Raw genomic sequence first — 23,779 nt, 5'->3', positions numbered from 1 at the left:
CCTGGGAACGCACCGACCGCGTCGACGCCCTGCGCACCACCGCCGGCCTCTAGTGCGGTGACCGGAAAGGTTCACCGCACCAGTCCGTCGCCGTCCCCCTCAAGGAGAATTCCGTGCGCATCGCCGTCACCGGTTCGATCGCCGTCGACCACCTGATGGTCTACCCCGGGCGGTTCGCCGACCAACTGATCCCCGGCCAACTGGACCGGGTGTCCCTGTCGTTCCTCGCCGACGAGCTGGAGATCCGGCGCGGTGGCGTCGCCGCCAACATCGCCCTGGGCCTCGGCCGGCTCGGCGTACGGCCGCTGCTGGCGGGGGCCGTGGGCGCGGACTTCGCGGACTACCGCGAATGGCTGCACGTCCACGGCGTGGACACCGGTCTGGTCCTGGTCAGCTCCACCCTGCACACGGCGCGGTTCGTGTGCACCACGGACGCCGACCAGAACCAGATCGCCACGTTCTACGCCGGTGCGATGTCCGCCGCCCGTGACATCTCCCTGGCCCCCGCCACCGCGGACGGCCCGCTGGACCTCGTGGTCGTCGCGCCGAACGATCCCGCGGCCATGCTCCGGCACACCGAGGAGTGCCGGGCCCTCGGCATCCCCTTCGCCGCCGACCCCTCCCAGCAGCTCGCCCGCCTCACGGGCGAAGAGGCCCGGCAGCTCGTGGACGGGGCCCGGTTCCTGTTCACCAACGAGTACGAGGCCGCGCTGCTCCAGCAGCTCACCGGCTGGAGCGAGGAGGAGGTCCTCGGCCGCGTCGGCAGCTGGATCACCACCCTCGGCTCGCACGGCGCGAGGATCGCCCGCTCCGGGGGCGCCCCGCTGCTGGTCCCCGCCGTCCCCGCGACGGCCATCGCCGACCCCACCGGGGCCGGCGACGCCTTCCGCTCGGGGTTCCTGGCGGGCGTGGCCTGGGGCTGGAGCTTCGAGCGCGCCGCGCAGCTGGGCTGCGCGATCGCCACGGTGGTCCTGGAGTCGGTGGGCACCCAGGAGTACAAGCTCTCGGCGGCCGATCTGACGCTGCGCATCGAGTACGCCTACGGCGCGGTCGCGGCCCGGGACGTCGAGCAGCGGCTGCGCGGGATCGGGGAATGAGCGTCACTGGGGTGGCGGGGACGGTGCTCCAGGCGCCGCGGGACCCCGGCGGCGAACGGCCCCGTACCGCCGTCTCCCCCGGTGTGCGCGAGCTCCTCGCCCAGGGGCGCAAGAGCTTCTCCTTCGAGTTCTTCCCGCCGAAGACGGCGGCCGGCGAGCGGACGCTGTGGGCGGCCGTCCGCCGCATCGAGCCGCTCGCGCCCTCCTTCGTCTCGGTGACCTACGGGGCCGGCGGCTCCTCCCGCGACCGCACGGTGGAGGTGACCCAGCGGATCGCCGCCGAGACGACCCTGCGTCCCGTCGCCCACCTCACCGCCGTCGGCCACTCGGTCGCCGAGCTGCGCCACATCATCGGCCGGTACGCCGACGCCGGGATCCGGGACGTCCTCGCCCTGCGCGGGGACCCGCCCGGGGACCCGAAGGGGGCGTGGACCCCGCATCCCCAGGGACTGCGTCATGCCAGTGAACTCGTCGAGCTCATACGGCAGTTGGGTGACTTCACGGTCGGGGTGGCGGCCTTCCCGGAGCGCCACCCCCGGTCGCCGTCCTGGACCGATGACCTGCGGCACTTCGCCGCGAAGTGCGCGGCCGGAGCCGACTACGCCATCACCCAGATGTTCTTCCACGTGGAGGACTACCTGCGGCTGCGCGACCGGCTCGCCGCCATCGGCTGTCTGACCCCGATCATTCCCGAGATCATGCCGGCCACCGACTTCCGGCAGATCCGCCGCTTCGCCGAGCTCAGCGACGCCCGCTTCCCCGTCGGGCTCGCCGCCCGGCTGGAAGCGGCCGCGAACAGCCCGGCGGACGGTCACCGGATCGGCGTGGAGTACGCGACGGCCATGGCCGAACGGCTCCTCGCCGAGGGCGCTCCCGGCCTGCACTACATCACCCTCAACCAGTCCCCCGCGACGCTCCAGATCCACCGGAACCTCAACGTGTCACCGGTCACGGAGTAAACGGAGTCAACGGAGCAACGGAGCAAGGGGACGAACGCACGGCGGCCGGGCCACCCGGCAGCCGTGCGAAGGGGCGCCAGATCGCGGGGGAATGGATCTGGCGCCCCGGTCTCGGGGTGGGGTCAGGCGGCGGTTCCCTCGAGCTCCAGGAGGTACCGCTTGGCCTCGACCCCGCCGGCGTATCCGGCGAGGCCTCCGGCGGAGGCGACGATGCGGTGGCAGGGCAGGACGACGCACAGCGGGTTCGCGCCCAGCGCCGTACCGACCGCGCGGGCGGCCCGGGGTCGGGACAGTGCCCCGGCCAGCTCCGCGTAGGTCGCGGTACGGCCGTAGGGCACGAACTCGTCCAGTGCCAGGACGGTCTGCCGGCTGAAGGGCGTCGCCAGGGCCAGGTCGACGGGCAGCGTGAACGCGCGCCGCGTGCCCGCGATGTACTCGTCGATCTGGGCGCGGGCGTCCGCGAGCAGCGCGGACTGCTCCGGCGTGTGCTCCCCGTCCGGCGTCCGGACCAGTCCGGCGCGGGCGATCCGCAGGTCCACCACGTCGGGGTCCTGGAATCCGCAGTACACCAGCGCGTGGTCGGTGGCGGCGAGCCGGAGCTCGCCGATCGCCGTCGCGTGGGTGGTCCGCGCGACGCTGCGTGCGGTGGCGCCGGCGGTGGTGCCGGTGCTGGCGGTACTGGGCATGGGACTCCTCGGGCGCGATCGTGCTCAGGCCGGCAGCGGCCGGCAGCTCTTGCAGGCTCGGTAGCCCGCCCGCCGGGCGTCCCGCGCGGTGGCGAACGGCACCCGGTGGGTCGGGGTGATGCGGCGGGCGTGGGCGCAGGTGGGGTGGCAGTAGATGCGGGTGGTGTCGCTGCCGAGGAAGACCGAGCCGCTGCGCGACCACTGGTCGACCTCGGCCCTGTCGATGCCCTCCGCGTCGCGCAGGGCGTCCCCGGTGGCCGGAAGGTACCCGGCGTCGCAGGGCGAGCCGTTCTCGTAGGTGACCCGGTGGCAGGGCACGAGCACCGTGAACGGGTTGCGGGCGAGGGTGCCCGCGACGGCCGCGAGCTCGCCCGTCCCGGGCAGCCCGGCCTCCCGCAGGATCCAGGAGAGCGGGCGCAGCTGGCCGTACGGGATCGCCCGTACCGCCCGGAGCACGGCGGCGTCGGACGGGTCCACGGCGTCCAGGTCCAGGGGCAGGGTCCTGGCCCGGCCGGTGCGCAGGGCGCTCACCAGCCCGGGGAAGGGCTTGCGGGCGGCGATCGCGGACCGGCCGGTCCGGGCACGGTGCAGTTCCTCGAAGCGCTCGTCCGTCAGCCCGGCCCCGCCCAGCGCGGATCCGCTGACGGTCTGCGGCGTGAACGCCACGAAGAGCGGTCCCGCCGGTGTGTCCAGCCGGACGTACGTGTCGTAGCGCTCGCGCGGGATGCCCACGCGCTGCAGGATCCTCAGTGCGAAGTCCACGGGAACCGGTGGGGTGCCCAGCTCTTGTCCGGGGCCGTCCGCCAGTGGTGGCGCGGATGACCCCTCATGATCGTTTCCGCTCACGTAGCCACCTCCTTCAGTTCCTCCTCCGGCGCCAGCAGCCGGCGCAGGTCTCCCATCCCGCGCGATACCTGGGCCTTGGCCGTGCCCACGGGGCATCCCTGCACTTGGGCCACCTCCGCGTAGCTCATTCCGACCACGTGCCTCAGTACCACCGGTATCCGGTAGTACTCCGGCAGCTCCGACAGTGCCGCGACCAGGCGGCCGCGGTCGTCGGAGTTGACGGCGTGCTCGACCGGTCCCGGCCCGGTGTCCGCCCAGTTGTCCTGCGCATCGTCGATGCGCAGGGCCGACACCGGCCGCCGCATGCTGCTGCGTACATGATTGCGCCATACGTTTGCCGCGATCGTCATGAGCCAGGCGCGCGGGCGCAGCTCCCGGCGTCTGGCCGGCGAGTACGTCTGCAGCGCCGTGTAGGCGCGCAGGAACGTGTCCTGCCCCAGATCGTCCGCTTCCGCGGGTGATCCGGAAACGCGCAGCAGGAACGCGTGCACGCCCTTGGCGTGGACCCGGACCAGTTCCGTGAAACCGTCGTCCAGATCCGTCGCCAACAGCTCCGTTAACTGCTCGGCCACCTTGTCCATCATTAACGAAACACCGTCCCCGGAAAAAGGGTTGCTGGTTGCTGCGGAGAACCGGGGCGCGGCGGCGCCGCCCGCTGCCGGCTCATGTGGCGTGCAGCGCCCCTGCCGGCGCGCGGAGCACGGGATCGTCGGCGTCGATCGCCTCGTACAGGCGCCGCAGCCGCGGCACCGGTTCGATGCCGAAGGAGTCGCCCAGCCGGCACCGGAGCCGGTGGAACACGCCGAGCGCCTCGGGCCGCAGACCGGACCGGTGGAGGGCCAGCATGTACTGGGCGTGGATGTTCTCGTGCGTGGGGTGCTGGGCGGACAGGCCCGCCAGTTCGGTGAGCAGTTCGCGGTGCCGGCCGAGCTGGAGGTCCACCTCGACCCGCCATTCCCGTACGCCCTTGCGGGCTTCGTCCAGCTCCACGACGTGCGCGGAGCTGACGGGCCCGGCCGGTACGTCGGCCAGCGCGGGGCCGCGCCACTGGTCGAGGGCCTCTCCGAGCAGGCGCGAGGCCCGCGCCGGGTCGTCGGCGGCGGCCTCGCGGCCGCGCCGGGCGAGGTCCTCGAACCTGAGGCGGTCGCTGGCCTCCGGCGCCGCCACGCCGAGCTGGTAGCTCTGGTTGCGGGTGACCAGTGCGCAGCTGCGGTCCGTGGCGCCGCCGCGCAGGATCTGCCGGATGTAGAGCACGTAGGTCTGCAGCGTGGAGAGCGCGGTCTTGGGCGGGTGTGAGCCCCACAGTTCGGTGATGCACTCGCCGGCGCGGACCATCTGGTTGGCGTTGAGCATGAGGAGGCCGAGCAGTTGGCGCGGTTTGGGCGCGCTCGGGGTGCGGTCCTCCCCGTCGACGAAGAGGGAGAGCGGGCCGAGCACGCCGATGCGCACGCCCGACGGGGCGCCGACCGGCGGGGCGGGTTCGCCGGTGGGCGCGGGGCCGGCCGTGGAGGAGGCGGTGGACGTGCTCATACGAGGTCCTGCTCGTACTCGCTGATGTTCTTGACGATCAGCCCGCGCAGGACGACCCGCCAGATCTGCGCGAGCTGTTCGCCGGGGCCGGGGCCGGTGGCGTCGCTCATGTCGTTGGCCCCGCACGCCCGGACCTGTATCTCGGCGCCGGCCACCAGGTGGGCTGCCAGGGCCGCGAGGGCGTCGGGGTCGCTCCCGTGGCGCAGGCCGCATTCGTCCTGGGCCTGGTGGAAGAGGTCGCGCAGGACGGGCAGCCAGTCGGCGGACCAGGGGGCGGCGTAGGGCGGGCATTCGCGGGCCAGCCGGGCCGCGGCGCGTACTTCGACGTTGTCCTCCAGTAATCGGGCCAGTGCCAGGGTCAGTGCCACTCCGGTGGCCAGGGCGGGCCGCGGGCGGGAGACGACCCCCGCGACGGCTTCCCGGACGACGGCGCGGCCCTGCTGCCGCACGGCTTCGGCGAGTGCCTGTTTGGTGGGGAAGTGGAAGGTCAGCGCTCCCATGGAGATGCCGGCGAGCCGGTTGATCTGGGTGAGCGTCGTTCCCTCGTAGCCGGAGCGGTCGAACTGGGTCGACGCCGCGTGCACGAGGAGCGAGCGGGTACGCACGGCTCTCTGCTGTTGCGCCATGGTCGTTCTCCCATCGAGTCGGGGAGGCGGGGGGGGCAGCGCGGCCGGAGGGCCGCTGGAGCACCTTGCGACCTCCCTCGCGGAGGGCACAACGCCGACTTGCCAAAGCCGTCACGCGTAGGGCGGTCACTCCACTCTAGAACATAGAGAGCGTTCGCTATGCTACTTGTGCCGACCTAACGTCAGGGATGAGCAGCAGGGGGAGCGGGCATGACCGCGTACCGCGCGATGCACTTGCGGGATCCGTTGGACGACACCTCGATCACCACGTTCACCGCGTTCGCCCAGGAGGTGTTCGGACACCTCCCACGCCAGGATCAGCGCCGCTGGGCCGAGACCTACCTCAAGGGGCTCCTGGGGACACCGGGCAAGAAATCCGTGCGCCGCATGGCCTCCGCGGTGTCCGCCGCCCCGACCGCCTCGCAGTCGCTGCACCAGTTCATCAGCGCCAGCCCCTGGCCGTGGGATCCCGCCCGGCGGGCGCTGGCCCGCTGGTCCGAGCAGCGGGCGGCGGTGCGGGCCTGGACCCTGGCGCCGATGGTCGCCCCCAAGCGGGGGCTGCACTCCGTCGGCGTGCACCGGCGCTACGACGCCGCGGCCGGCCGGGTCATCAACTGCCAGGTGGGGATCGGCATGCACCTGTCGACCTGTTGCGGCGACGTCCCGGTGGACTGGCGGCTCCACCTGCCGGAGACCTGGTGCGCCGATCCCGAGCTGCGTCAGCGCGCCCGGATACCCGACTCCGGCGACCCGCGGCCGCTGTGGGAACTGGGCCTGGAGATGGTCGACGCGCTGGCCGCGCAGTCCGCCGCCGCGCCCCCGCCGGTGGTCGCGGACGGCCGGGAGCTCAATGACGCCGTGGCCCTGGCGAACGGACTGAGCACCCGCTGTTGCAAGTTCCTCGTATCCGTGCCCGGCAACCTGACCCTGCACGCCGGCCCGCATCCCGGTAGCCGGCCGCTGCGCCTGGACACCCCGGCCCGGCTGCACGCCCCCCGGTCCCCCCGGGCCCTGTGGACCCTGTCCGGGCCGGTCCACCTGCCAGGAGCGCACCACACCATGCGGCTGCTGGCCAAATGGCATCCCGCGCGCACCCGCCCCGCCCGGATCTGGATGACCAACCTCGTGCACGCGAGCCTGGACGAACTGCTCGCCCTCGTCGGCACGCAGGCCGGCACGAAGGCCGCCATGCAGTCGTTACGGGAGGACTTCGGCCTCCTGGACTTCGAGGGCCGGTCCTTCCCCGGTTGGCACCGTCACACCACGCTGGTCTCCGCCGCGTACGGCTGGCACCGGCTGTCGGGGTCCGCGGGCCACACCCACGGCCGGGATCACCGCCCGGCGGCAGCGCCTCCGGGCGGGCTACGCCAGGTCAGCTGCTGAGAGCGGGGGCCGGAAAACCGGGGAACCGGAAGGCCGGGGAACCGGAAGGCCGGGGAACCGGAAGGCCGGGGAACCGGGGGGCCGCGGCCCGGAACCGGAACCCGGAACCGCCAAACGGCGGGGCCGGTCCGGGAACCGGGACGTCACCCGACGGCGTCGGTCAGTTCGGTACTGAGCCGGAGCCGGGCCCGCGCCTGCGGGGTGGCCACACCGGGAAGCAGGTAGCGCCACATGACGAGGATGCGCTCGGGCAGGTCCTCCCTGCCACTGCTGAGCTCGGACACCAACTGCGTACCGCTGTACGCGCTGACCAGGAGCAGCGACAGGTCCGCCTCGTCGACCTCGGGCAGCAGGTCGCCGGCGGCGCGCGCCGCCACGAGCTGCTCGCGGAACTGCTCGGCCCAGCTCACGTACGGGGTCTCGTCCCGCATCCCGAAGGCCCTCTGCTCCACGGCGAGCCGCACCCCGGCGCGCAGCAGCGCGTTGACCCGCAACTGGTCGGCCAGGTACATCGTGATGTCGACCAGGCGCTGCAACCCGTCCACACCGCCGGGCAGTTCGAGGTCGTTGGCCTGCTCGTTCATCACGGCGCGCGCGAGCTCTTCCTTCGACGCGAAGTGGAAGTAGATCGCGCCCATGGTCAGCCCGGACTGCTTGGTGATCGCGGTGAGGCGGGACCCGTGGAACCCGTGCTCCTCGAACACCACAGCCGCGGCATGGACGATCGTCTCTCGCGTTCTCGCCGCGCGTTCCATCTTGGACATGGTCAGTAACCTATCTGCTCGCGTCTGCGGATTCTTGGGTAAGGCAAGTGTTTCCGGCCGCCCGACCGCAGGGTCCCGGCCATGCCGGGACGACCGGAGGGCGCACGCCGGACGCCGGAACCCCGTCCTCCGGCGGACCCGGACCTCACGGCGCCCGAGCCGGCGGGTCTTCTTCACCCGGGGCGAACATTCCGGGGATTACCCTTGGAAAACCCCTCGGCATTCGGGGAACACCCTGCCATGGAGCCCCCACCTGTACCGGTCCGAAATATGACGGTCCAAGCGCCTCCGCCCCCGTTTCCCTATGCCGTCGTTACACGCCACATTTTCCCCCTCGACAACAAAAAGAGCGTCCTCTATCTTGAAGCCGCCGACACACCCTAACCGGGAAGCGGCCATGGAGGACACGACCTCTTCGATGACGAAGGAGATCTTCCCTATGCGTGCCACGACGGACACGAGGAACCCGGATTCCGGCTTACCGCAGGCCGGCGAGGGCCCGTCCGGCCAGTCACTGTCCGACCGATCCCTGTCCGACCGGTCCCTGTTCGCATCCCACCCGGAACTCTCCGGGGCCCTCCTGCCCGAAGCCGGGCACCTCGACACCGGCACCACAGTGCCGCGCAGGTACGTCCACCGGGCCGCGCTGGCCGAGGTGTTCCTCACCGGGATAGCACCCGCCGGCGCCGGTTCGTACCTGGTCACCGCGCAGTGGCCGCGGGGCCACAGCCTCTACGGCTCGCGCGGCGGCCTGCTCGATCCGATGCTCGCCTGCGAGACCGTGCGCCAGACCGTCCCGCTCCTGTCCCACACCGTCTTCGACGTCCCGTTCGGCCACATGCAGAGCTGGGACCGCATCTCGTTCGGGCTCGACCCGGACGTGATGGCGGCGGGCGCGACGCCCCCCGAGATCGAGATGCGCGTCCGCTGTCACGACACGGTCCTGCGGGGCTCACGGCTGATCGCCACCTCCCTGGACATCATGATCTTCCGGGACGGCGACCTGCTCGGAGCGGCCGGGGCCCGCTACTCCTGCCACACCCCGGCGATCTACAAGCGCCTGCGCAGCGGGCGCGCGGACCGCGACCCACAGCTGCTGATGCAGGACGTGCCGCACCTCCCGCCGGTCGCGCCGCCGACCGTGGGCCGGGACCGCGCCGCGGACGTCGTCCTGTCCCCCACCGAGCGGTCCGACGCATGGCTGCTGCGGGTGGACCCGTCCCACCCCATCCTCTTCGACCACCCGGTCGACCACGCCCCCGGCATGCTGCTGCTGGAGGCCGCGCGCCAGGCCGCGCAAGCCGCCTCCCCCGCCGCGAACAACGTCGTCCTGGGCCTGGACTCCGACTTCATCCGCTACGTGGAGCTCGACGCGCCCTGCCGGATCGAGGCCCGGACGCTGCCGGCCGACGCCCGCGGCCGGGTCCGGGTCCAGGTCACCGGGATCCAGAACGGGGCCACCGCCTTCACCGCCTCCGTGACCACGCAGCCGCTGGCCGCGGCCTGAGCCGGGCGGCCGTGCCCGTACCCGTACCCGCGTCCAGACCAGCGCCCGTGTCCGTACTCGCACCCGGCGGTACGCCCGCACCCCGGCCCGCCGAACTCCATGTCGGAAAGCCGCCAGCGCGCGGGGCGCCGCCGGGAAATCATCACCTCATGGACCTTTCGTCACTTCCCGCACGCACGACCGCACCCGGCGGCCCCGATCCGCTCGGGCCACCGGTGACGAGAGGGACGGGCACCGGCCCGGCGACGTTCTTCACCACCGTCTCCAGCCCCCTGGGCGAACTGCTCCTGGTGGCCCGGGAGTCCCCCGGCGCACCCGACGGCGCGGCCCTGGCCTCGCTGTCGATGGCCGGCGGGCGCGGCGTACCGGGCCCGCGGCCCGGGTGGCGCCGGGATCCGGCGGCCTTCGCCGAGGCGCTCCGGCAGCTGCGCGAGTACTTCGCGGGCCGGCTCACCCGCTTCGAGCTGGAGTACGTCACGGAGGGCACCCCCTTCCAGCGCCTGGTGTGGGAGGCCCTGGACGCGATCCCGTACGGCACCACCACCACCTACGGCGAACTGGCCGGCCGGCTCGGGGTCCCCCGCGGCGAAGTGCGGGCGCTGGGCGGCGCCATCGGCGCCAACCCCCTGCTGCTCGTGCGGCCCTGCCACCGGGTCATCGGGGCGGACGGCGCCATGCGCGGCTACGCGGGCGGCGTCGAGCGCAAGGTCGCGCTGCTCACCCACGAGGGCGCCCTGCTGCCCCTGTTCACCTGACCGACGACGAGAGACACCTCATGACCACCACCCGGACAGAGTCCCAGGCAGCACCGGCCTGGGCACGCGAACGGGCCGGGGCGGCCGACTGGACCGCGCTCGCCTCCGAACTCGACGCCTACGGCTGCGCGCCGACGCCCCGGCTGCTCACCCCGGCCGAGTGCGGTGAGCTCATCGCCCTGTACGAGGACGCCGAGCGGTTCCGCACCACCGTGGACATGGCCCGCCACCGCTTCGGCTCGGGCGAGTACCGCTATTTCACCCACGACCTGCCCGAGCCCGTCGCCGCGCTGCGGGCCGCGCTCTACCCGCACCTGGTGGTCATCGCCCGCGACTGGGCCGAGCGGCTCGGCAGGCCCGCGCCGTGGCCCGACTCGCTCGACGAGTGGATCGCGATGTGCCACCGGGCCGGGCAGGACCGCTCGGCCCAGATCCTGCTGCGCTACGGGGAGGGCGACTGGAACGCCCTGCACCGGGACGTCTTCGGCGACATGCTCTTCCCGATGCAGGTCGTCATCGGCCTCAACGAGTACGGCACCGACTACACGGGCGGGGAGTTCCTCCTCGTGGAACAGCGGCCGCGCGCGCAGTCGCGGGGCACCACGACCCCGCTGCCCCAGGGCCACGGGCTGGTGTTCACCACCCGCGACCGCCCGGTGCGCAGCAAGCGGGGCTGGTCGGCGGGGGCCGCGCGGCACGGAGTCAGCACGGTCCGCAGCGGCCGTCGCCACGCGCTGGGCCTGGTGTTCCACGATGCGGCGTGAGCCCGCGCCCGCCGCCGCGCGGGCGCGGAACGCGTCACCGCTGCTCGGGGAGGCCGCCGCGGCCTCGGCGGCCGGCCAGGCGGAGTTCCCCGTACCCGCCGCGCACACCGGAGCGGAACTCACTGCGCTCATCGGCCTCCTGGCGGCCCTGGAGCCGGATCCGGGCGCGGCCGGGGCGGACGGACCGGACGCGGCGGAGCCGGTGACGGTGGTCGTGGGGCACGGGCGCGACGAGGCCTCGCGCGCCGCCGCGGCCGCGTTCACCGAGGCCTGGCGGGCCCGGGGCGGGCAGGTCCTCGCGACGGTGGACTGGCCCGAGAGCGCCGCGTCCTGGCTGCGCCCGGCCCGTCGGATGACGGAGCAGAGCCCGCGGGCGTGGGTGGTGACCGGGGCGCTGACGGGCTGGGCCCAGATGAGCAGGCGGCTTCGGCACAGCACGGACTGGGATCCGGCCCGGACGTTCGCGTTCGCCGCCCTGCGCGATCCGCGCCTGCGGGAGCTGGCCGGGCCCGACGCCGTACGCGGACTGCGGGGGGCCACCGCGGACGGCGGGACCTGGGAGTTCGGCGAAGAGGACGACGAGGGCTTCTTCCGGTACGGCGCCGGTTTGCGGGAGATCCCGCGCGGCGGCGGATAATCCGGCCGGTATCGCGTGAGCGTGCCCCGTATTCACCCGAGAGGGGCGGGGATTTTCCACCGCGCCCGCAATGGAGCGCGCGGGTTGCGCAGGACGGTACGGAGGGGTGGCATTTCAGACGGCGGCGTTCCGGATTCCTTAATTCCGCGGGAAATCGATAACGCGGATCTTTCCGGCCGCCGGATCTGCGCCCCGCCCGCCTCCGTCCCGGGCCCGGTCCGCGGCGCGGCCGCTGGCACGCCGTGGGCCTGCTGCGGGCCCCCGGCGGGCCCGCAGCAGGCCCAGTGGCGGCCGCCCAATCTGACGTGATCCGGTCAATTTCCTCGGTCGTCGGCGACGGAACTCCTGATGCCCCCGCGCCCGCGGCGCCTACTTCGGGTCGCGGTTGAACTTCGACGTGGACCAGAAGTAGCCGAGCACCGTCAGGCCCAGGCACCAGCCGGCGGCGAGCCATCCGTTCGCGCCGATCTCGGTGCCGAGGAGGAGCCCGCGCAGGGTCTCGATGGCGGGGGTGAAGGGCTGGTACTCGGCGATGGGCTGGAACCAGCCCGGCATCGCGTCGACGGGGACGAAGGCGCTGGACAGGAGCGGCAGCAGGATCATCGGCATGGCGTTGTTGCTGGCGGCCTCGGCGTTCGGGCTGACCAGGCCCATGCCGACCGCGATCCAGGTGAGCGCCAGGGCGAACAGCACGAGCAGTCCGAACGCGGCGAGCCACTCCAGGGCGGTGGCGTCCGTGGACCGGAAGCCGATGGCCACGCCGACGGCGCCGACGAGGACCACGCTGGCGATCGACTGCAGGACGCTGCCGATGACGTGCCCGACGAGCACCGAACCGCGGTGGATGGCCATGGTGCGGAAGCGGGCGATGATGCCCTCGGACATGTCCGTGGAGACGGACACCGCGTTGCCGATCGTGGTGCTGCCGATGGTCATCAGCAGCAGGCCGGGGACGAGGTAGGCGATGTACGCGGAGCGGTCGCCGCCGCCGATGCCCGCGCTCATCGTGTCACCGAAGATGTAGACGAAGAGCAGCAGCAGCATGATCGGCGTGAGCAGCAGGTTCAGGGTCAGCGACGGGTAGCGGCGCGCGTGCAGGAGGTTGCGCCGCAGCATCGTCGAGGAGTCGCGCACGGCGAGGGAGAGGGAGCTCATCGGAGGTTCTCCTTGGGCTGGTGGGGGATGCCGGCGCCGCCGGTCAGGGCGAAGAACACGTCGTCGAGGTCGGGGGTGTGCACGGTCAGCTCGTCCGCCTCGATGCCGGCCGAGTCCAGCCAGTCGAGGATCGAGCGCAGTTCGCGCTGGCTGCCGCCGCTGGGCAGCTGGAGCGCGAGGGCCTCGTCGTCGCGGGTGGCTTCGCTCAGCGCGACGGCGGCGGACCGGTAGGCGGCCGGGTCGGCGAAGCGGAGGCGGACGTGTCCGCCGGGGACGAGCCGCTTGAGTTCCTCGGCGGTGCCCTCGGCGGCGATCTTGCCGTCGTTGAGCACCGCGATGCGGTCGGCGAGCTCGTCGGCCTCGTCCAGGTACTGCGTCGTGAGGAGGACGGTGACACCACCCGCGACGAGCTCGCGGATGATCTGCCACATGGTGTGCCGGGAGCGCGGGTCGAGGCCCGTGGTGGGTTCGTCGAGGAAGATGATCCGCGGGTCGCCGACCAGGGTCATGGCGATGTCCAGGCGGCGTTTCATGCCGCCCGAGTAGGTGGAGGCCGGCTTCTTCGCGGCCTCGGTGAGGTCGAAGCGCTCCAGCAGCTCGGCGGCCACCCGGCGGCCCTCGCTCTTGGACAGGCGGTGCAGGTCCGCCATCAGGAGCATGTTCTCCTCACCGGTGATCAGAGCGTCGACGGCGGAGAACTGCCCGGTGACACCGATCGCGGTACGCACCCGCTGGGGATCGGCGGCCAGGTCATGGCCCCCGACACGGATCTTTCCGGAGCCGGCGCCGGGAGAGACGAGCGTGGAGAGGATCTTCACGGCGGTGGTCTTGCCTGCGCCGTTCGGGCCGAGCAGCGCGAAGACGGTGCCTGCCGGGATGTGCAGGTCGATCCCGTCGAGGACGACCTTGTCACCGTAGGACTTGCGCAGCCCGACGGCACAGACGGCGGCGGGAGCCTCGCGGCCATCGCCGGTTTTAGACGTGGACATGACAGATGAAGGCATGGGGCCCTCCCGGGCGAGGATGGACGGAGCGGGCGGACGGTGGATTCGCGGGCGCGGGAGCCTCAGGCGCGGGCGGCGGACTCAGCTGCGGGCGGGGGAGCCTCAGGCGCGGCGGCGGACTCAGCCGCGGGCGGGGGAGCCTCAGGCGCGGGCGCGGCGAACGTCGATGTTGCCGTAGCGCGTACGGGCGCGGACCTTGACGGTGTCCTCGGTCTCCCCCGGGGCCTCGGAGGCGGTGAGCGCGTTGCGCACCTGACCGGAGGCGGAGCTGACGTCGAGCCAGGCGGCGGTGCCCTCGCGGATGCCGACCTCGATGGCGCCGTAGGAGGTCTCCAGCTGAAGGGTGCCGCGGGCGACGTCGGCCACGCGCAGCGTGCCGTGGGCGGTGGTGGCCGTGACGGAGCCCTCGGCGCGCGCGATGTCGATGTCGCCGTTCGCGCCGCTCACCCGCAGGTCGCCGGTCGCGGCGCCGACGGTCGTGGAGCCGTGCGAGTTCTTCAGGACGGCCGAGCCGCCGACCGTGCCGACGCGCAGGCTGCCGGAGCTGGTGGTGATCTCGGCCGCGCCCTCGACGTGGTCGACGGTGATCGAGCCGTGAGAGGCGGTCAGCTGGAGCGGCCCGGTCGTGTCGAGGCGGACGTCACCGGACGAGGTCTTCACGCGGACCTCGCCGAGCCGGCCTTCGCCGAGCACCTGGACCCAGGCACCGGTCACATCCACGCGCGAACCCGTGGGCAGTTCGACCGTCACGTCCACGGTGCCGGGGCGCCCGAAGGGATTGCGCTGCTTGGGCGTCCTGACGGTCAGGGCCCCGCTCGCGTAGGTGACCTCGGTCTGGTCGGCCGACCGCACGTCCTGGTCCCGCTTCGGGTCGCGGGGCAGCACCTCGACGACCGTGTCGAGACGGTCGGCCGCGGTGAACTGGAGGGAACCGGCGTCCACATGGGCCGTGGCCGAGATCGGTTCGGGGGTGTCGAAAGAAGGCATGGCTGTCCCGTCCTCTTGGGTCCTCTTGGATGTTCGCGGCGTCCCCGCTGGTGGGACGTGGTGTGGGTGAAGCCGTTGATCTCGGGGCGAAGGGCCGGTCAGTGCACCCAGCCCGTGAAGCTCTGCCCGACGGCCCTGGCCTTCCCGGGGGTACGGGGGGCGGCGGCGCCGCCGGTATCGACCGCGGCCGACACGACGCGCACGAGCCACGCGTTGACCGACAGGCCCTCGGCGCCCGCCGCCTCTTCGGCGCGGGTCTTGAGGTGGGCGGGCAGGCGCAGATTGACGCGGGCGGTGCCGCTCTCGTCCGCATCGGCGGGGAACGGGGCCGGCGCGGGGGCGGGTGCGGGTGCGTCGAGCGGTTCGGTCCGGTCCTCGTGCTGCGGCAGCGCCACCACGAACTCGGGGTCGAGCCCGCGCAGCCGTACGTCGACCGAGCCGGGGGCGAGGTCACGGGTGATCTCGCCCATGGCGGCGGACAGCACGTTGAGCAGGGTCAGGCGGGTGGCCGACTCCAGCGGTGCGGTCAGCCGCTCGGCGAGCGCGCGGGCTTCGTCGCCCCCGGCTTCGGCGGCGACCGCGAGCTCGCGGCGGAGGTTGGCGACGTAGGGCGTGAGGTCCATGGAGGAAGCATGACACGAGAATGGCGCCATGTCGAGCCAAAGTGGCGCCACCACAGAGGCGGGCGCGCCAAGAACCATAAATACGCAGATCAGAGCGGTATCAGAGAGGCGCCACGCCATCCCACATGACATCAGAGGTGGGCTTAACACGCCCCTCCGGGGACCTCCCCCGGGCGCATGGCGCGGATGGTGCCATCATGCGCCACCCTGACGCCACGCCTCGGCGGCCGGGGAGCCGGCCAGCGGTCGCGGGCCGGACACGCTCACCGCCGCGGGCCCGCCAGCAGGGCTCGGGAAGCAGCCGCGGCCTGGGGTCCGGCGTGGATCCCCGACTGACCACCGGCTTGGGGCCCGGCTTGGGGCCCGGCTTGAGGCCCGGCTTGGGGCCCGGCTTGGGGCCCGGCTTGGGGCCCGGCTTGGGGCCCGGCTTGGGGCCCGGCCTCCGCACCGGGCTCAGTCCCAGCCCGAGTCCCGGCCCTGCCGGTGGCTCGCTGCCCGGGCGGGGCCGCCCCGGCCGTCGCCGCCGCGCCGGGCCCGGCCACCGCCTCGGCCCGGTCGCGGAACGCGCAGTGCGGGGTCGATCCTTCGGCGCGGTAGAGCTCCGCTCCGTGCGCACCGGCCACGATCCCCGGCAGCGTCAGCCGCCACAGGTGGGTCAGATGCCCGCGCAGCGGGCCGCAGGAGCGGTCCGCACCACGCTCCTCGGTACGCAGCCATACGTCCATTCCGATCAGGGAGAACACGAACTGGGAGGCGGTCTCAAGGGGTTCGGCGGTGCCGTGCAGCGCGGCGGCAAGCTCCGCGCGGACGGCCTCGGTCCAGGAAGCCGTGCCGTCGGGGTAGTGGGGGAACTCCCGGGTGAGGCGGGCGCCCGCGCGCGCGACGGGGTCGTGGCCGAGGCGCCCGGCCACGGCGTGCGTCATGTCCACGGCGGTCTGCACGGGCCGCAGGCCGGCCCGGGGTACGGCGTCCAGCGCTTCGGCGGTCGTCCGCCGGGCCTCGCTCCGCACGGCTCTGACCAGGTCGTCCTTGGCCGGGAAGTGGTACATCAGGGCGCCCTTGGTGACTCCCGCGGCAGCGCAGATGACGGCGAGCGAGGCCCCTTCGTAGCCGTACAAGTCGATGGCCTGGGCGGCGCCCTTGATCAGAGCCCGGCGCGTCCGCTCGGCTCTCTCCTGCTGCGCCATGGGCGCTCCTCGCGCATAGGGGGTGGTGACGACGTACGGGTGGTGCGGTGGCGGCCGGGCCTGCCGGGCCGCACCACCCGTACGTTCAGGCCGCGTTGCCGGCGGGTACGGCGGCCAGGCGGTCCTCGAAGCTCTTGCGGAGCTGGGCGCGGCGGAGCTTGCCGATGCCGGTCTTGGGGATCTCGGACCGGTCCACGGGCAGCAGGTGGGCCACCTCGACGCCGAGGCGCTCGCGGACCCGGCCGCGGATCTGCTCGGCCTCGGCCTCGCCGAGGGTGCCGGTGCGCGGGCTGAAGAAGACCGCGAGCTCCTCGGGGCCGCCGGGCTCGGCGGTGACGAGGGAGGCGACGGTGTACGAGGGCTCGATGAAGTCGAGTTCCTCGACGGCGGCCTCGATCTCGTGGCCGTGGTAGGCGACGTCGCCGACCTGGATGACGTCGTCGGTGCGGCCGGTGACGGTGAGGATGCCGTTCTCCACGTACGCCAGGTCGCCGGTCTTGAACCAGCCGTCTTCGGTGAAGGACTGCCGGTTCTGCACGGGGTTGTCGTAGTACCCGGTGGTGATGGTCGAGCCGATGACCTGGAGGCGGCCGGTGGTGCCCCAGGGCACCAGCTCGCCGTGCTCGTCGACCACGCGGATGCGGGTGCCGGGCTGCGGGCGCCCGACGGGTACGTAGCGGTCGTCGCCCGCGGCGGCCTCGGTGAACTGGCAGTCGGCGACGCCGGCGGTGGTCTCGGACATGCCCCAGCCGGGGAACATGGCCGTGGGGGGCAGCCCGTAGGGGGCCAGCAGGTCCAGGAAGCGGCGTACGACGCCGGAGCGAACGGCCTCGCCCCCGTTCATGATGTAGCGCAGCGGGCTGAGGTCCCAGTCGCGGCCCTCGAAGCGGTCCGCCCGGTCGTTGACGAGCACGAAGGCGAAGTTGGGCGCCCAGGTGGTGTCGGCCCGGTGGACGGAGACGGCGTCGAGCCAGCGCAGCGGGTCCTCGAGCACCCACTGGATCTTGGCGTGGACCTGGGCGCAGCCGAGGAAGACGTCCCGCGCGTGGAACATGATCAGGCCGCCGATGTGGTCCAGCGGCATCCAGTTGAAGGTGCGGGTGTCCGCGTCGAGCTTGTTCACGCGGGCGGTGGCCGCGCTGCGCGTGAGCACGTTGCGGTGGGTGAGGGTGACGGCCTTGGGCACGCCGGTGCTGCCGGAGGTGAGCAGCAGGACGACCGGGTCGGTGGGGGCCGGCTCGTGCCAGTCGAGGTCCGGCTCGCGCCCGGCGCGCAGGGCCGCCACGTCGCCCAGGTACGCGGCGTCCCAGTCGGGGTGGGCGATGACGGCGGCGGTGATCTCCTGGCCGGTGCCGGTCAGGACGCGGGGGCGGCCGTAGCCGTTCCAGACGCGCTCCAGCAGGCCGGGGCCGTTGACCGGGTCGGCGCTCACGGGCAGCGGCAGGTAGCCGCCGAGTACGCAGGCCCAGAAGGCGGCGACGAGGTCGGTGTCGTCGGCCGCCTGGAGGAGGATCTTCTCGCCGGGGGTGGCGCCGCGGTCGCGCAGCCCGGCCAGGATCGTCGAGGCGTCGCCGAGCAGGCCTGCGTAGCTCTGGTGGGCCTCGGTGCCGTCGGGGCGGATGTAGGTCACCCCGCGGCCGCCGCCCTGCTCGCCGGCGGCGCGGACGAGCGCGGCACCGAGGTGCGCGACGCCGGTTTCGGGGGCGGGCCCGCCGTCGAGCAGCGATATGCCGGTGCCGGTCATGCCTGGTTCTCCTCTTGCTGAGCGGTGTCGGTCACGGTGTCGGTGCCGGTCGCGGCCGCCGTCGCGGTGGCCACGATGACGAGGGGGCCGCGGCCGTGGAAGGGCGCGGGCTCCTTGCGGAACCCGCCGTACTCGGCCGTGATGGTCAGTCCCGCGGCGGCGAGCAGTTCGCGTACCTCGGGCCCCGTCAGGACGGCCTGGTCGAAGAAGTTGTCGTACATGGAGACCGTGCCGTCCGCGGCGCGGACCAGCAGGGTCTCCTCGTTGCGCCAGTTCGCCGCGTGCGCGTTGACGGCCTGGCGGGCGAGGCGGGTGATGAGGACTCCGTCGGGGCCGCGGTGGTGGGCGACGGTGTGGGGCTGGAAGGAGTCGACGAAGTTCAGCATGTGGCCGAACTCCAGGACGACGTGTCCGCCGGGGGCGAGCAGTTCGCGCAGCGAGCGCAGGACGGCCGGGAGCTGGGCGCGCTCCAGGTAGTTGAGCGTCATGAAGAGGCTGTAGACGAGGTCGTAGCGCTCGTCGGTGCGGTAGTCCTCGGCGCGGGTCTCCACGTAGGAGATGCCCTCGTCCCCGGCGGCGCGGGCGTACTCCAGGAACGCGGCGCTCTGGTCGACGCCGGTGCCGCGGTGGCCGCGCTCGCGCAGGGCGCGCAGGTTGGAGCCGGTGCCGCAGCCCAGGTCGAGTACGGTGCCCGCGTCGGGGAGCAGGGACGCGAGGAACTCCGTCTCGGCGTCGAGGTTGCGGAAGTCCTTCCGCATGATCTCGTAGTACTCACCGGGGAATTCGAAGCTCGTGCCGGTCAAATCCGTCATCCTCCTCGGATGTCTGTGCTCGTCGGTCAGGTGCTGACGGGCTCGCGCATGGTGCGGTAGCCGCGGGGGGTGAGGCCGTACCGGTCGCGGAAGAGCCGGCTGAAGTGGGAGGCCTGGTAGAGGCCGGAGCGCTCGCCGATCACGCCGACGGGCAGGTGTTCGAGCCGCGGGTCGCGCAGCTCGGACCGGCAGCGGGCGAGCCGCTCGTCGCGGATCCACCGGGCGGGGCTGGTCCCGTGGTCCTGGAAGATCCGCTGGAGGTAGCGCAGCGAGATGTTGTGGTGCTCGGCGACCGCCTGCGGGGTGAGGCCGGGGTCGGAGAGCCGTTCGCGGATGTACGACTGGATGTTCAGCATCAGGCCGTGGCGGGCCACCTCGTCCTCGGCGGCCACGTGGCGCAGCCGGTCCGCGAGCACGGCGGCGGTCAGGCCCGCCACGGTGGCTCCGACCCGGTCCACGGCGGAATGGATCTCGGTGCCGTGGTCGTGGAGTCCGGCGAGCAGCTGGGAGAGCAGGGCGCCGGCGCCCAGGCGTCCGCACCAGCCGGTGGCGGTGAGCTTCTGCGTGTCTCCGGCCGCCATGCCGAGGTGGCGGTGCGGCAGCAGGACCTCCACCAGGTGGAAGGAGCGGGGGAAGACCAGGCGGTAGGGGCGGCTGCTGTCGCAGCAGATGATCTGGGGTCCGCTCGCCTGGCCCCGGCGGCCGTCCTGGTGGACGTGGATCTCGCCCGCCAGGGCCCGGAAGACCCGCAGGGACTCGGCGGGGCCGGGCCGGATGTGGCGGCCGGGGCGGATGGCCTCGTGGGCTTCCCCGGTGACGAGGGTGATGGTGACGTCGCCGAAGGCGCGGCGGACGGCGGTTCCGTGGACGGACTCGTCGTGTCCGCGGATGACCCGCGCCGTGCCGGGGGCGCCCTGGGGGGCGGCGGCCGGAGGCCTGCGGTCCGGCACGGATCCTCTCGGCCCGCCGAGGGTCAGCATGTCCATCGTTCTCCTCGCTCCGGGAAGCGTCGTGCCATCGTGACAGGCGAGCACCATAAAAACATACCTTCGTGCACGTACTCACATGACATCAGATGTTCCAATAGCCCCGACCCCACTCCCCTGCCATCTCTGGGTTCCCTGCGTAAACGGCGAGAATCAGGCGAGGACTGGGCGCGATTACGCAAGCGCGTGCACCAGTCAGCCGGTACAGTTACGGCCCAGGACTGGCCGACAACGCGGATTCACGTGCGGTCACGGATGTAATTCGAAGAGGGGTATCACGTGACGATCAAGGTCGGCATCAACGGATTCGGCCGCATAGGCCGCAGCTTCTTCCGCGCCGCCCTTCAGCGGGGCACCGGCCTGGAGGTGGTCGCCGTCAACGACCTCACCGACGCCGCGACGCTGGCCCATCTGCTCAAGTACGACAGCACCCTGGGCCGCCTCGGCCACGACGTCCGGGCGGTCGAGGGCAACCTCGTCATCGACGGGCGCACCATCCGCGTGACCGCCGAGCGCGACCCCGCCAAACTTCCGTGGGGCGAGCTGGAGGTGGACGTGGTCATCGAGTCCACCGGCGTCTTCACCGACGCGAACAAGGCCCGTGCCCACCTGGAGGCCGGCGCCCGCAAGGTGATCATCAGCGCGCCCTCGAAGAACGAGGACCTGACGATCGCCTTCGGCATCAACGACGACCTCTACGACCCGGCCGTGCACGACATCGTCTCCAACGCCTCGTGCACGACCAATTGCCTCGCCCCGCTGGCGAAGGTCCTCGACGACGCGCTCGGCATCGAGCACGGCCTGATGACCACGGTCCACGCCTACACCGCGGACCAGAACCTGCAGGACGGTCCGCACAGCGACCTGCGCCGCGCCCGCTCGGCGGCGACCAACACCGTGCCGACCACCACCGGCGCCGCCAAGGCGATCGGCCTGGTCCTGCCGCAGCTCAAGGGCAAGCTCGACGGGTACGCCCTGCGCGTGCCGATCCCGACGGGCTCCGCCACCGACCTCACCGTCCGCGTCGGTCGCGAGACCACCGTCGAGGAGGTCAACGAGATCTTCGCGAAGGCCGCCGAGGGCGCCCTCTCGGGCATCCTCAGCTACACCGACGAGCCGATCGTCTCCAGCGACATCGTCACCGACCCGGCCTCGTGCATCTTCGACTCAGGCCTGACCAAGGTCATCGGCGGCGGCCGCCAGGTCAAGATCGTCGGCTGGTACGACAACGAGTGGGGCTTCTCCAACCGCGTCGTGGACACCGCCCTGCTGATCGGTGCCCGTGCCTGAACCGGCGGTGCCCGTGCCCGACCCGGCGCGCGCCCGTTCCTGACCGGAGGTTCCCGTGATCAAGACCCCCCATCACGAGGGTGAACAGGCCGTCCAGAAGCAGGCCGGCGAAGGCGGTCCCGGCTGGGGATCGCCGATGTTCGACGACGTGATCCAGCCCGGCTTCGACCAGTACCTGATGCGCCAGCGGATGCTCTTCCTGGGCGGCGCCGACGCCACCGGCTCCATGTGGTCCTCCCTGGTCACGGGCGAAGCCGGCTTCGCCCTGCCCACGGGCCGGCACACGATCACCCTGTCGTCCCTGCCCGTGCCCGGCGACCCGCTCACCGACGCGTTCGCGGAGACGGCCGACATCGGACTGCTCGCCCTCGAACCGCACACGACGAGCCGGATCAGGATCAACGGCGTGGCGCGGCGCGACGGGGAGTTGCTGCACATCCGCACCGAGCAGGTACTGGGCAACTGTCCCAAGTACCTGCAGGTGCGGATCCCGGTCGCGGACGGGCCCGCCGACGTGCCCCGCGAGACCCGGGACGGCGACGCACTCACGCCGGAGCAGGAGAAGTGGATCCGCGGCGCGGACACCTTCTTCATCGCCAGCCAGGCGGACGGCTACGGCGCGGACTCCTCGCACCGGGGCGGAGATCCCGGCTTCGTCACGGTGGCGGGACCGCGCAGGCTCGTATGGCCGGACTACTTCGGCAACTCCTTCTACATGACCCTGGGGAACCTGCAGCTCAACGAGAACTGCGGGCTGCTCTTCCTCGACTGGGAGTCCGGCCACACCCTCCAGCTGACGGGGAAGGCCCGGATCAACTGGTCCGAGGGAGACCGGGCGGCCGTGCCCGGAGCCCTGCGGATGTGCGAGTTCGACATCGAGCGGGTGGTCCAGATCGACGGCGCGACCCGGCTGCGCTGGGCGTTCGGCGGCCCCTCGCCGTACAACCCGCCGACGGCGGGGCGGGGCTGAGCCCCGCTCCCCGTCCCCGCACGCGGGTCCGTCCCCCTCCACCGTCCGGTCGTGCCGACTCCCCCGCCGGCCCGGCCGGACGGTGCTTTGCGCGGCGGGGGCCACCGCCTCGCTGCCCTCCACCCTCCGCCTAAGGAACCAGGAACCCGACCCGTGTCCGAGCCGACCTCCCCCCTCGCCCCCCTCCCCCTCCTGCGCGCCGACGTCTCCACCCTCCCCCGCTACGTGCCGGGGCGCGCCGCCCCGAACGAGTTCGTCGACAAGCTCTCCTCGAACGAGATCCCGTACCCGCCGCTCCCCTCGGTGGTCGGCGCGGTCGAGACCTGGCTGGGCCGGCTCAACCGCTACCCCGACCCCGCCGCGGCCGAGCTCACCGCCGAACTCTCGGAGCGCCTCGGCGTGCCCGCCGACCACCTGGTCCTGGGCACCGGCTCGGTCGGCATCACCCAGCACCTGGTCGCCGCGGCCGCCGGGCCGGGCGACGAAGTCGTCTTCGCGTGGCGCTCGTTCGAGGCGTACCCGCTGCTGGCCTGGGCCGCCGGAGCCACCTCCGTACAGGTGCCGCTGCGCGACGAGGCTCACGACCTGGACGCGCTGGCCGACGCGGTCACCGACCGCACCCGCGTCATCTTCGTCTGCAACCCGAACAACCCGACCGGCACCGCCGTGCGCCGCGCCGAGCTGGAGCGGTTCCTGGACCGGGTGCCGCGCGAGGTGCTGGTCGTCATCGACGAGGCGTACCGGGAGTTCGTCCAGGAGGAGGAGATCCCCGACGGCATCGAGCTGTACAGGGACCGCCCCAACGTGGCTGTGCTGCGCACCTTCTCCAAGGCCTACGGCCTGGCCGCGCTCCGCGTCGGCTACGCGGTGGCCCACCCCCGCGTGACGGCCGCGCTGCGCGCGTGCTCCGTACCGCTCGGCGTGAGCGGCCCCGCCCAGGCCGCCGCCCTGGCCTCGCTGCGGGCCACGGAGGAACTGCGCGAACGGGTGGCCGACCTGATCGCGGAGCGCGACCGCGTCAGCGCCGGCCTCCGCGCCGAGGGCTACGAGGTCCCCGAGAGCCACGCCAACTTCGTCTGGCTCCGGCTGGGCTCCCGCACGTCCTACTTCGCCGACGCCTGCGAAGCGGCCGGCCTGATGGTCCGCCCCTTCGGCGACGAGGGCGTCCGCATCACGATAGGCACCCCGGACGCCAACGACCGCCTCCTGAAAACGGCGGCCCACTGGGACCACTGACCGGGTGCGAGCGGATGGATCGGGGAGAACAAGACAAGGCCGCGGAACGGTACGCGCACCGCGGCCTCGTCATGGCTCAAGCAAGGGTGGGAGCTACGCCGGTCCCTCTCACACGGTCCCGCTCACGCTACTTCCGGATGTGGACCGTGATCTGGATGCCGCCGACGATGGCGGCGCCGATGCCCGCGATGGCCAGGGCCAGCGCGAGAGTGAGGTGCCCCGAGCTTCCCG

General features: G+C 72.7%; 24 protein-coding genes. 10 read left to right on the top strand and 14 right to left on the bottom strand.

The annotated features are described in order from the left end of the window. Positions 1-113 precede the first annotated feature (113 nt). Positions 114-1,097, top strand: coding sequence for a carbohydrate kinase family protein (locus tag J7E97_RS34800; RefSeq protein WP_215035558.1), 984 nt, complete (start codon positions 114-116; stop codon positions 1,095-1,097). Then, on the top strand, positions 1,094-2,056 hold the full coding sequence (metF, locus tag J7E97_RS34795) for a methylenetetrahydrofolate reductase [NAD(P)H] (RefSeq protein ID WP_215035556.1): 963 nt from the start codon (positions 1,094-1,096) through the stop codon (positions 2,054-2,056). The genes J7E97_RS34800 and metF overlap by 4 nt, the downstream gene beginning before the upstream one ends. Before the next feature lie 122 nt (positions 2,057-2,178). On the opposite strand, the gene J7E97_RS34790 is transcribed toward metF, so the two are convergent. From J7E97_RS34790 to J7E97_RS34770, 5 genes are all read right to left on the bottom strand, one after another. Continuing rightward, positions 2,179-2,742 (bottom strand): methylated-DNA--[protein]-cysteine S-methyltransferase, encoded by a 564-nt coding sequence (locus J7E97_RS34790; protein ID WP_215035554.1) that lies wholly within the window; start codon positions 2,740-2,742, stop codon positions 2,179-2,181. 24 nt (positions 2,743-2,766) lie between these two features. After that, positions 2,767-3,588, bottom strand: coding sequence for an MGMT family protein (locus tag J7E97_RS34785; RefSeq protein ID WP_308346943.1), 822 nt, complete (start codon positions 3,586-3,588; stop codon positions 2,767-2,769). Then, positions 3,585-4,169 carry an RNA polymerase sigma factor gene (locus J7E97_RS34780; RefSeq protein ID WP_215035560.1) on the bottom strand — a complete coding sequence of 195 codons (585 nt, stop codon included), beginning with the start codon at positions 4,167-4,169 and terminating at the stop codon, positions 3,585-3,587. Before J7E97_RS34780 ends, J7E97_RS34785 begins: the two co-directional genes overlap by 4 nt. A gap of 82 nt (positions 4,170-4,251) precedes the next feature. Further along, positions 4,252-5,118, bottom strand: coding sequence for an AfsR/SARP family transcriptional regulator (locus J7E97_RS34775; protein ID WP_215035550.1), 867 nt, complete (start codon positions 5,116-5,118; stop codon positions 4,252-4,254). Next, positions 5,115-5,744 (bottom strand): TetR/AcrR family transcriptional regulator, encoded by a 630-nt coding sequence (locus J7E97_RS34770; RefSeq protein ID WP_215035548.1) that lies wholly within the window; start codon positions 5,742-5,744, stop codon positions 5,115-5,117. Before J7E97_RS34770 ends, J7E97_RS34775 begins: the two co-directional genes overlap by 4 nt. A 210-nt stretch (positions 5,745-5,954) precedes the next feature. On the opposite strand from J7E97_RS34770, the gene J7E97_RS34765 reads away from it, so the two are divergent. Further along, the gene (locus tag J7E97_RS34765) at positions 5,955-7,127 is read left to right on the top strand and encodes a transposase (RefSeq protein ID WP_251055648.1); all 1,173 of its coding nucleotides are present in this window, start codon (positions 5,955-5,957) and stop codon (positions 7,125-7,127) included. A 143-nt stretch (positions 7,128-7,270) separates the two neighbouring features. Here the strand turns inward: J7E97_RS34765 and J7E97_RS34760 are convergent, their stop codons facing one another. Further along, positions 7,271-7,891: a ScbR family autoregulator-binding transcription factor gene (locus tag J7E97_RS34760; RefSeq protein WP_215035546.1), complete on the bottom strand. Its 621-nt coding sequence runs from the start codon at positions 7,889-7,891 to the stop codon at positions 7,271-7,273. 439 nt (positions 7,892-8,330) lie between these two features. Between J7E97_RS34760 and J7E97_RS34755 the strand changes: the two genes are divergently transcribed. The 4 genes from J7E97_RS34755 (at position 8,331) to J7E97_RS34740 (ending at position 11,554) form a co-directional block, all read left to right on the top strand. Continuing rightward, positions 8,331-9,398, top strand: coding sequence for a ScbA/BarX family gamma-butyrolactone biosynthesis protein (locus tag J7E97_RS34755; protein ID WP_215035544.1), 1,068 nt, complete (start codon positions 8,331-8,333; stop codon positions 9,396-9,398). A 215-nt stretch (positions 9,399-9,613) separates the two neighbouring features. Further along, positions 9,614-10,153 (top strand): methylated-DNA--[protein]-cysteine S-methyltransferase, encoded by a 540-nt coding sequence (locus tag J7E97_RS34750; protein ID WP_308346942.1) that lies wholly within the window; start codon positions 9,614-9,616, stop codon positions 10,151-10,153. Between the two features lie 20 nt (positions 10,154-10,173). After that, complete coding sequence (locus tag J7E97_RS34745) at positions 10,174-10,917, top strand: 2OG-Fe(II) oxygenase (RefSeq protein ID WP_215035540.1); 744 nt, start codon at positions 10,174-10,176, stop codon at positions 10,915-10,917. Next, a complete protein-coding gene (locus J7E97_RS34740) occupies positions 10,907-11,554 on the top strand; it encodes a hypothetical protein (protein WP_215035538.1) in 648 nt (215 codons plus the stop codon). The genes J7E97_RS34745 and J7E97_RS34740 overlap by 11 nt, the downstream gene beginning before the upstream one ends. A gap of 369 nt (positions 11,555-11,923) precedes the next feature. Here the strand turns inward: J7E97_RS34740 and J7E97_RS34735 are convergent, their stop codons facing one another. The 8 genes from J7E97_RS34735 to J7E97_RS34700 form a co-directional block, all read right to left on the bottom strand. Then, complete coding sequence (locus J7E97_RS34735) at positions 11,924-12,709, bottom strand: ABC transporter permease (protein WP_215035536.1); 786 nt, start codon at positions 12,707-12,709, stop codon at positions 11,924-11,926. Beyond that, a complete protein-coding gene (locus J7E97_RS34730; RefSeq protein ID WP_215035534.1) occupies positions 12,706-13,713 on the bottom strand; it encodes an ATP-binding cassette domain-containing protein in 1,008 nt (335 codons plus the stop codon). Before J7E97_RS34730 ends, J7E97_RS34735 begins: the two co-directional genes overlap by 4 nt. 141 nt (positions 13,714-13,854) lie before the next feature. Then, on the bottom strand, positions 13,855-14,700 hold the full coding sequence (locus tag J7E97_RS34725) for a DUF4097 family beta strand repeat-containing protein (protein WP_215035532.1): 846 nt from the start codon (positions 14,698-14,700) through the stop codon (positions 13,855-13,857). 98 nt (positions 14,701-14,798) lie between these two features. Next, a complete protein-coding gene (locus tag J7E97_RS34720) occupies positions 14,799-15,323 on the bottom strand; it encodes a hypothetical protein (RefSeq protein ID WP_215035530.1) in 525 nt (174 codons plus the stop codon). Between the two features lie 263 nt (positions 15,324-15,586). Continuing rightward, positions 15,587-16,510: a TetR/AcrR family transcriptional regulator gene (locus tag J7E97_RS34715; RefSeq protein ID WP_215035528.1), complete on the bottom strand. Its 924-nt coding sequence runs from the start codon at positions 16,508-16,510 to the stop codon at positions 15,587-15,589. Positions 16,511-16,595: 85 nt separating this feature from the next. After that, the gene (locus J7E97_RS34710) at positions 16,596-18,254 is read right to left on the bottom strand and encodes an AMP-binding protein (RefSeq protein ID WP_215035526.1); all 1,659 of its coding nucleotides are present in this window, start codon (positions 18,252-18,254) and stop codon (positions 16,596-16,598) included. Then, positions 18,251-19,057, bottom strand: a complete 807-nt coding sequence (locus tag J7E97_RS34705; protein WP_215035524.1) for a bifunctional 2-polyprenyl-6-hydroxyphenol methylase/3-demethylubiquinol 3-O-methyltransferase UbiG — start codon at positions 19,055-19,057, stop codon at positions 18,251-18,253. The genes J7E97_RS34710 and J7E97_RS34705 overlap by 4 nt, the downstream gene beginning before the upstream one ends. 35 nt (positions 19,058-19,092) lie before the next feature. Next, positions 19,093-20,052: a helix-turn-helix domain-containing protein gene (locus tag J7E97_RS34700; RefSeq protein WP_215035522.1), complete on the bottom strand. Its 960-nt coding sequence runs from the start codon at positions 20,050-20,052 to the stop codon at positions 19,093-19,095. A 279-nt stretch (positions 20,053-20,331) separates the two neighbouring features. Here J7E97_RS34700 and gap point away from each other — a divergent pair, with 279 nt between their 5' ends. The 3 genes from gap (at position 20,332) to hisC (ending at position 23,548) form a co-directional block, all read left to right on the top strand. Continuing rightward, positions 20,332-21,342, top strand: coding sequence for a type I glyceraldehyde-3-phosphate dehydrogenase (gap, locus tag J7E97_RS34695; protein WP_215035520.1), 1,011 nt, complete (start codon positions 20,332-20,334; stop codon positions 21,340-21,342). A gap of 55 nt (positions 21,343-21,397) precedes the next feature. Continuing rightward, the gene (locus tag J7E97_RS34690) at positions 21,398-22,312 is read left to right on the top strand and encodes a pyridoxamine 5'-phosphate oxidase family protein (RefSeq protein ID WP_215035519.1); all 915 of its coding nucleotides are present in this window, start codon (positions 21,398-21,400) and stop codon (positions 22,310-22,312) included. 153 nt (positions 22,313-22,465) lie between these two features. Next, the gene (gene hisC, locus J7E97_RS34685; protein ID WP_215035517.1) at positions 22,466-23,548 is read left to right on the top strand and encodes a histidinol-phosphate transaminase; all 1,083 of its coding nucleotides are present in this window, start codon (positions 22,466-22,468) and stop codon (positions 23,546-23,548) included. Positions 23,549-23,779 lie beyond the last annotated feature (231 nt).

Origin of the sequence: Streptomyces sp. ISL-66, from assembly GCF_018614135.1 — a bacterium.
Taxonomy (GTDB): Bacteria; Actinomycetota; Actinomycetes; order Streptomycetales; family Streptomycetaceae; genus Streptomyces.
This window is presented reverse-complemented; position numbering and strand designations above follow the sequence as displayed.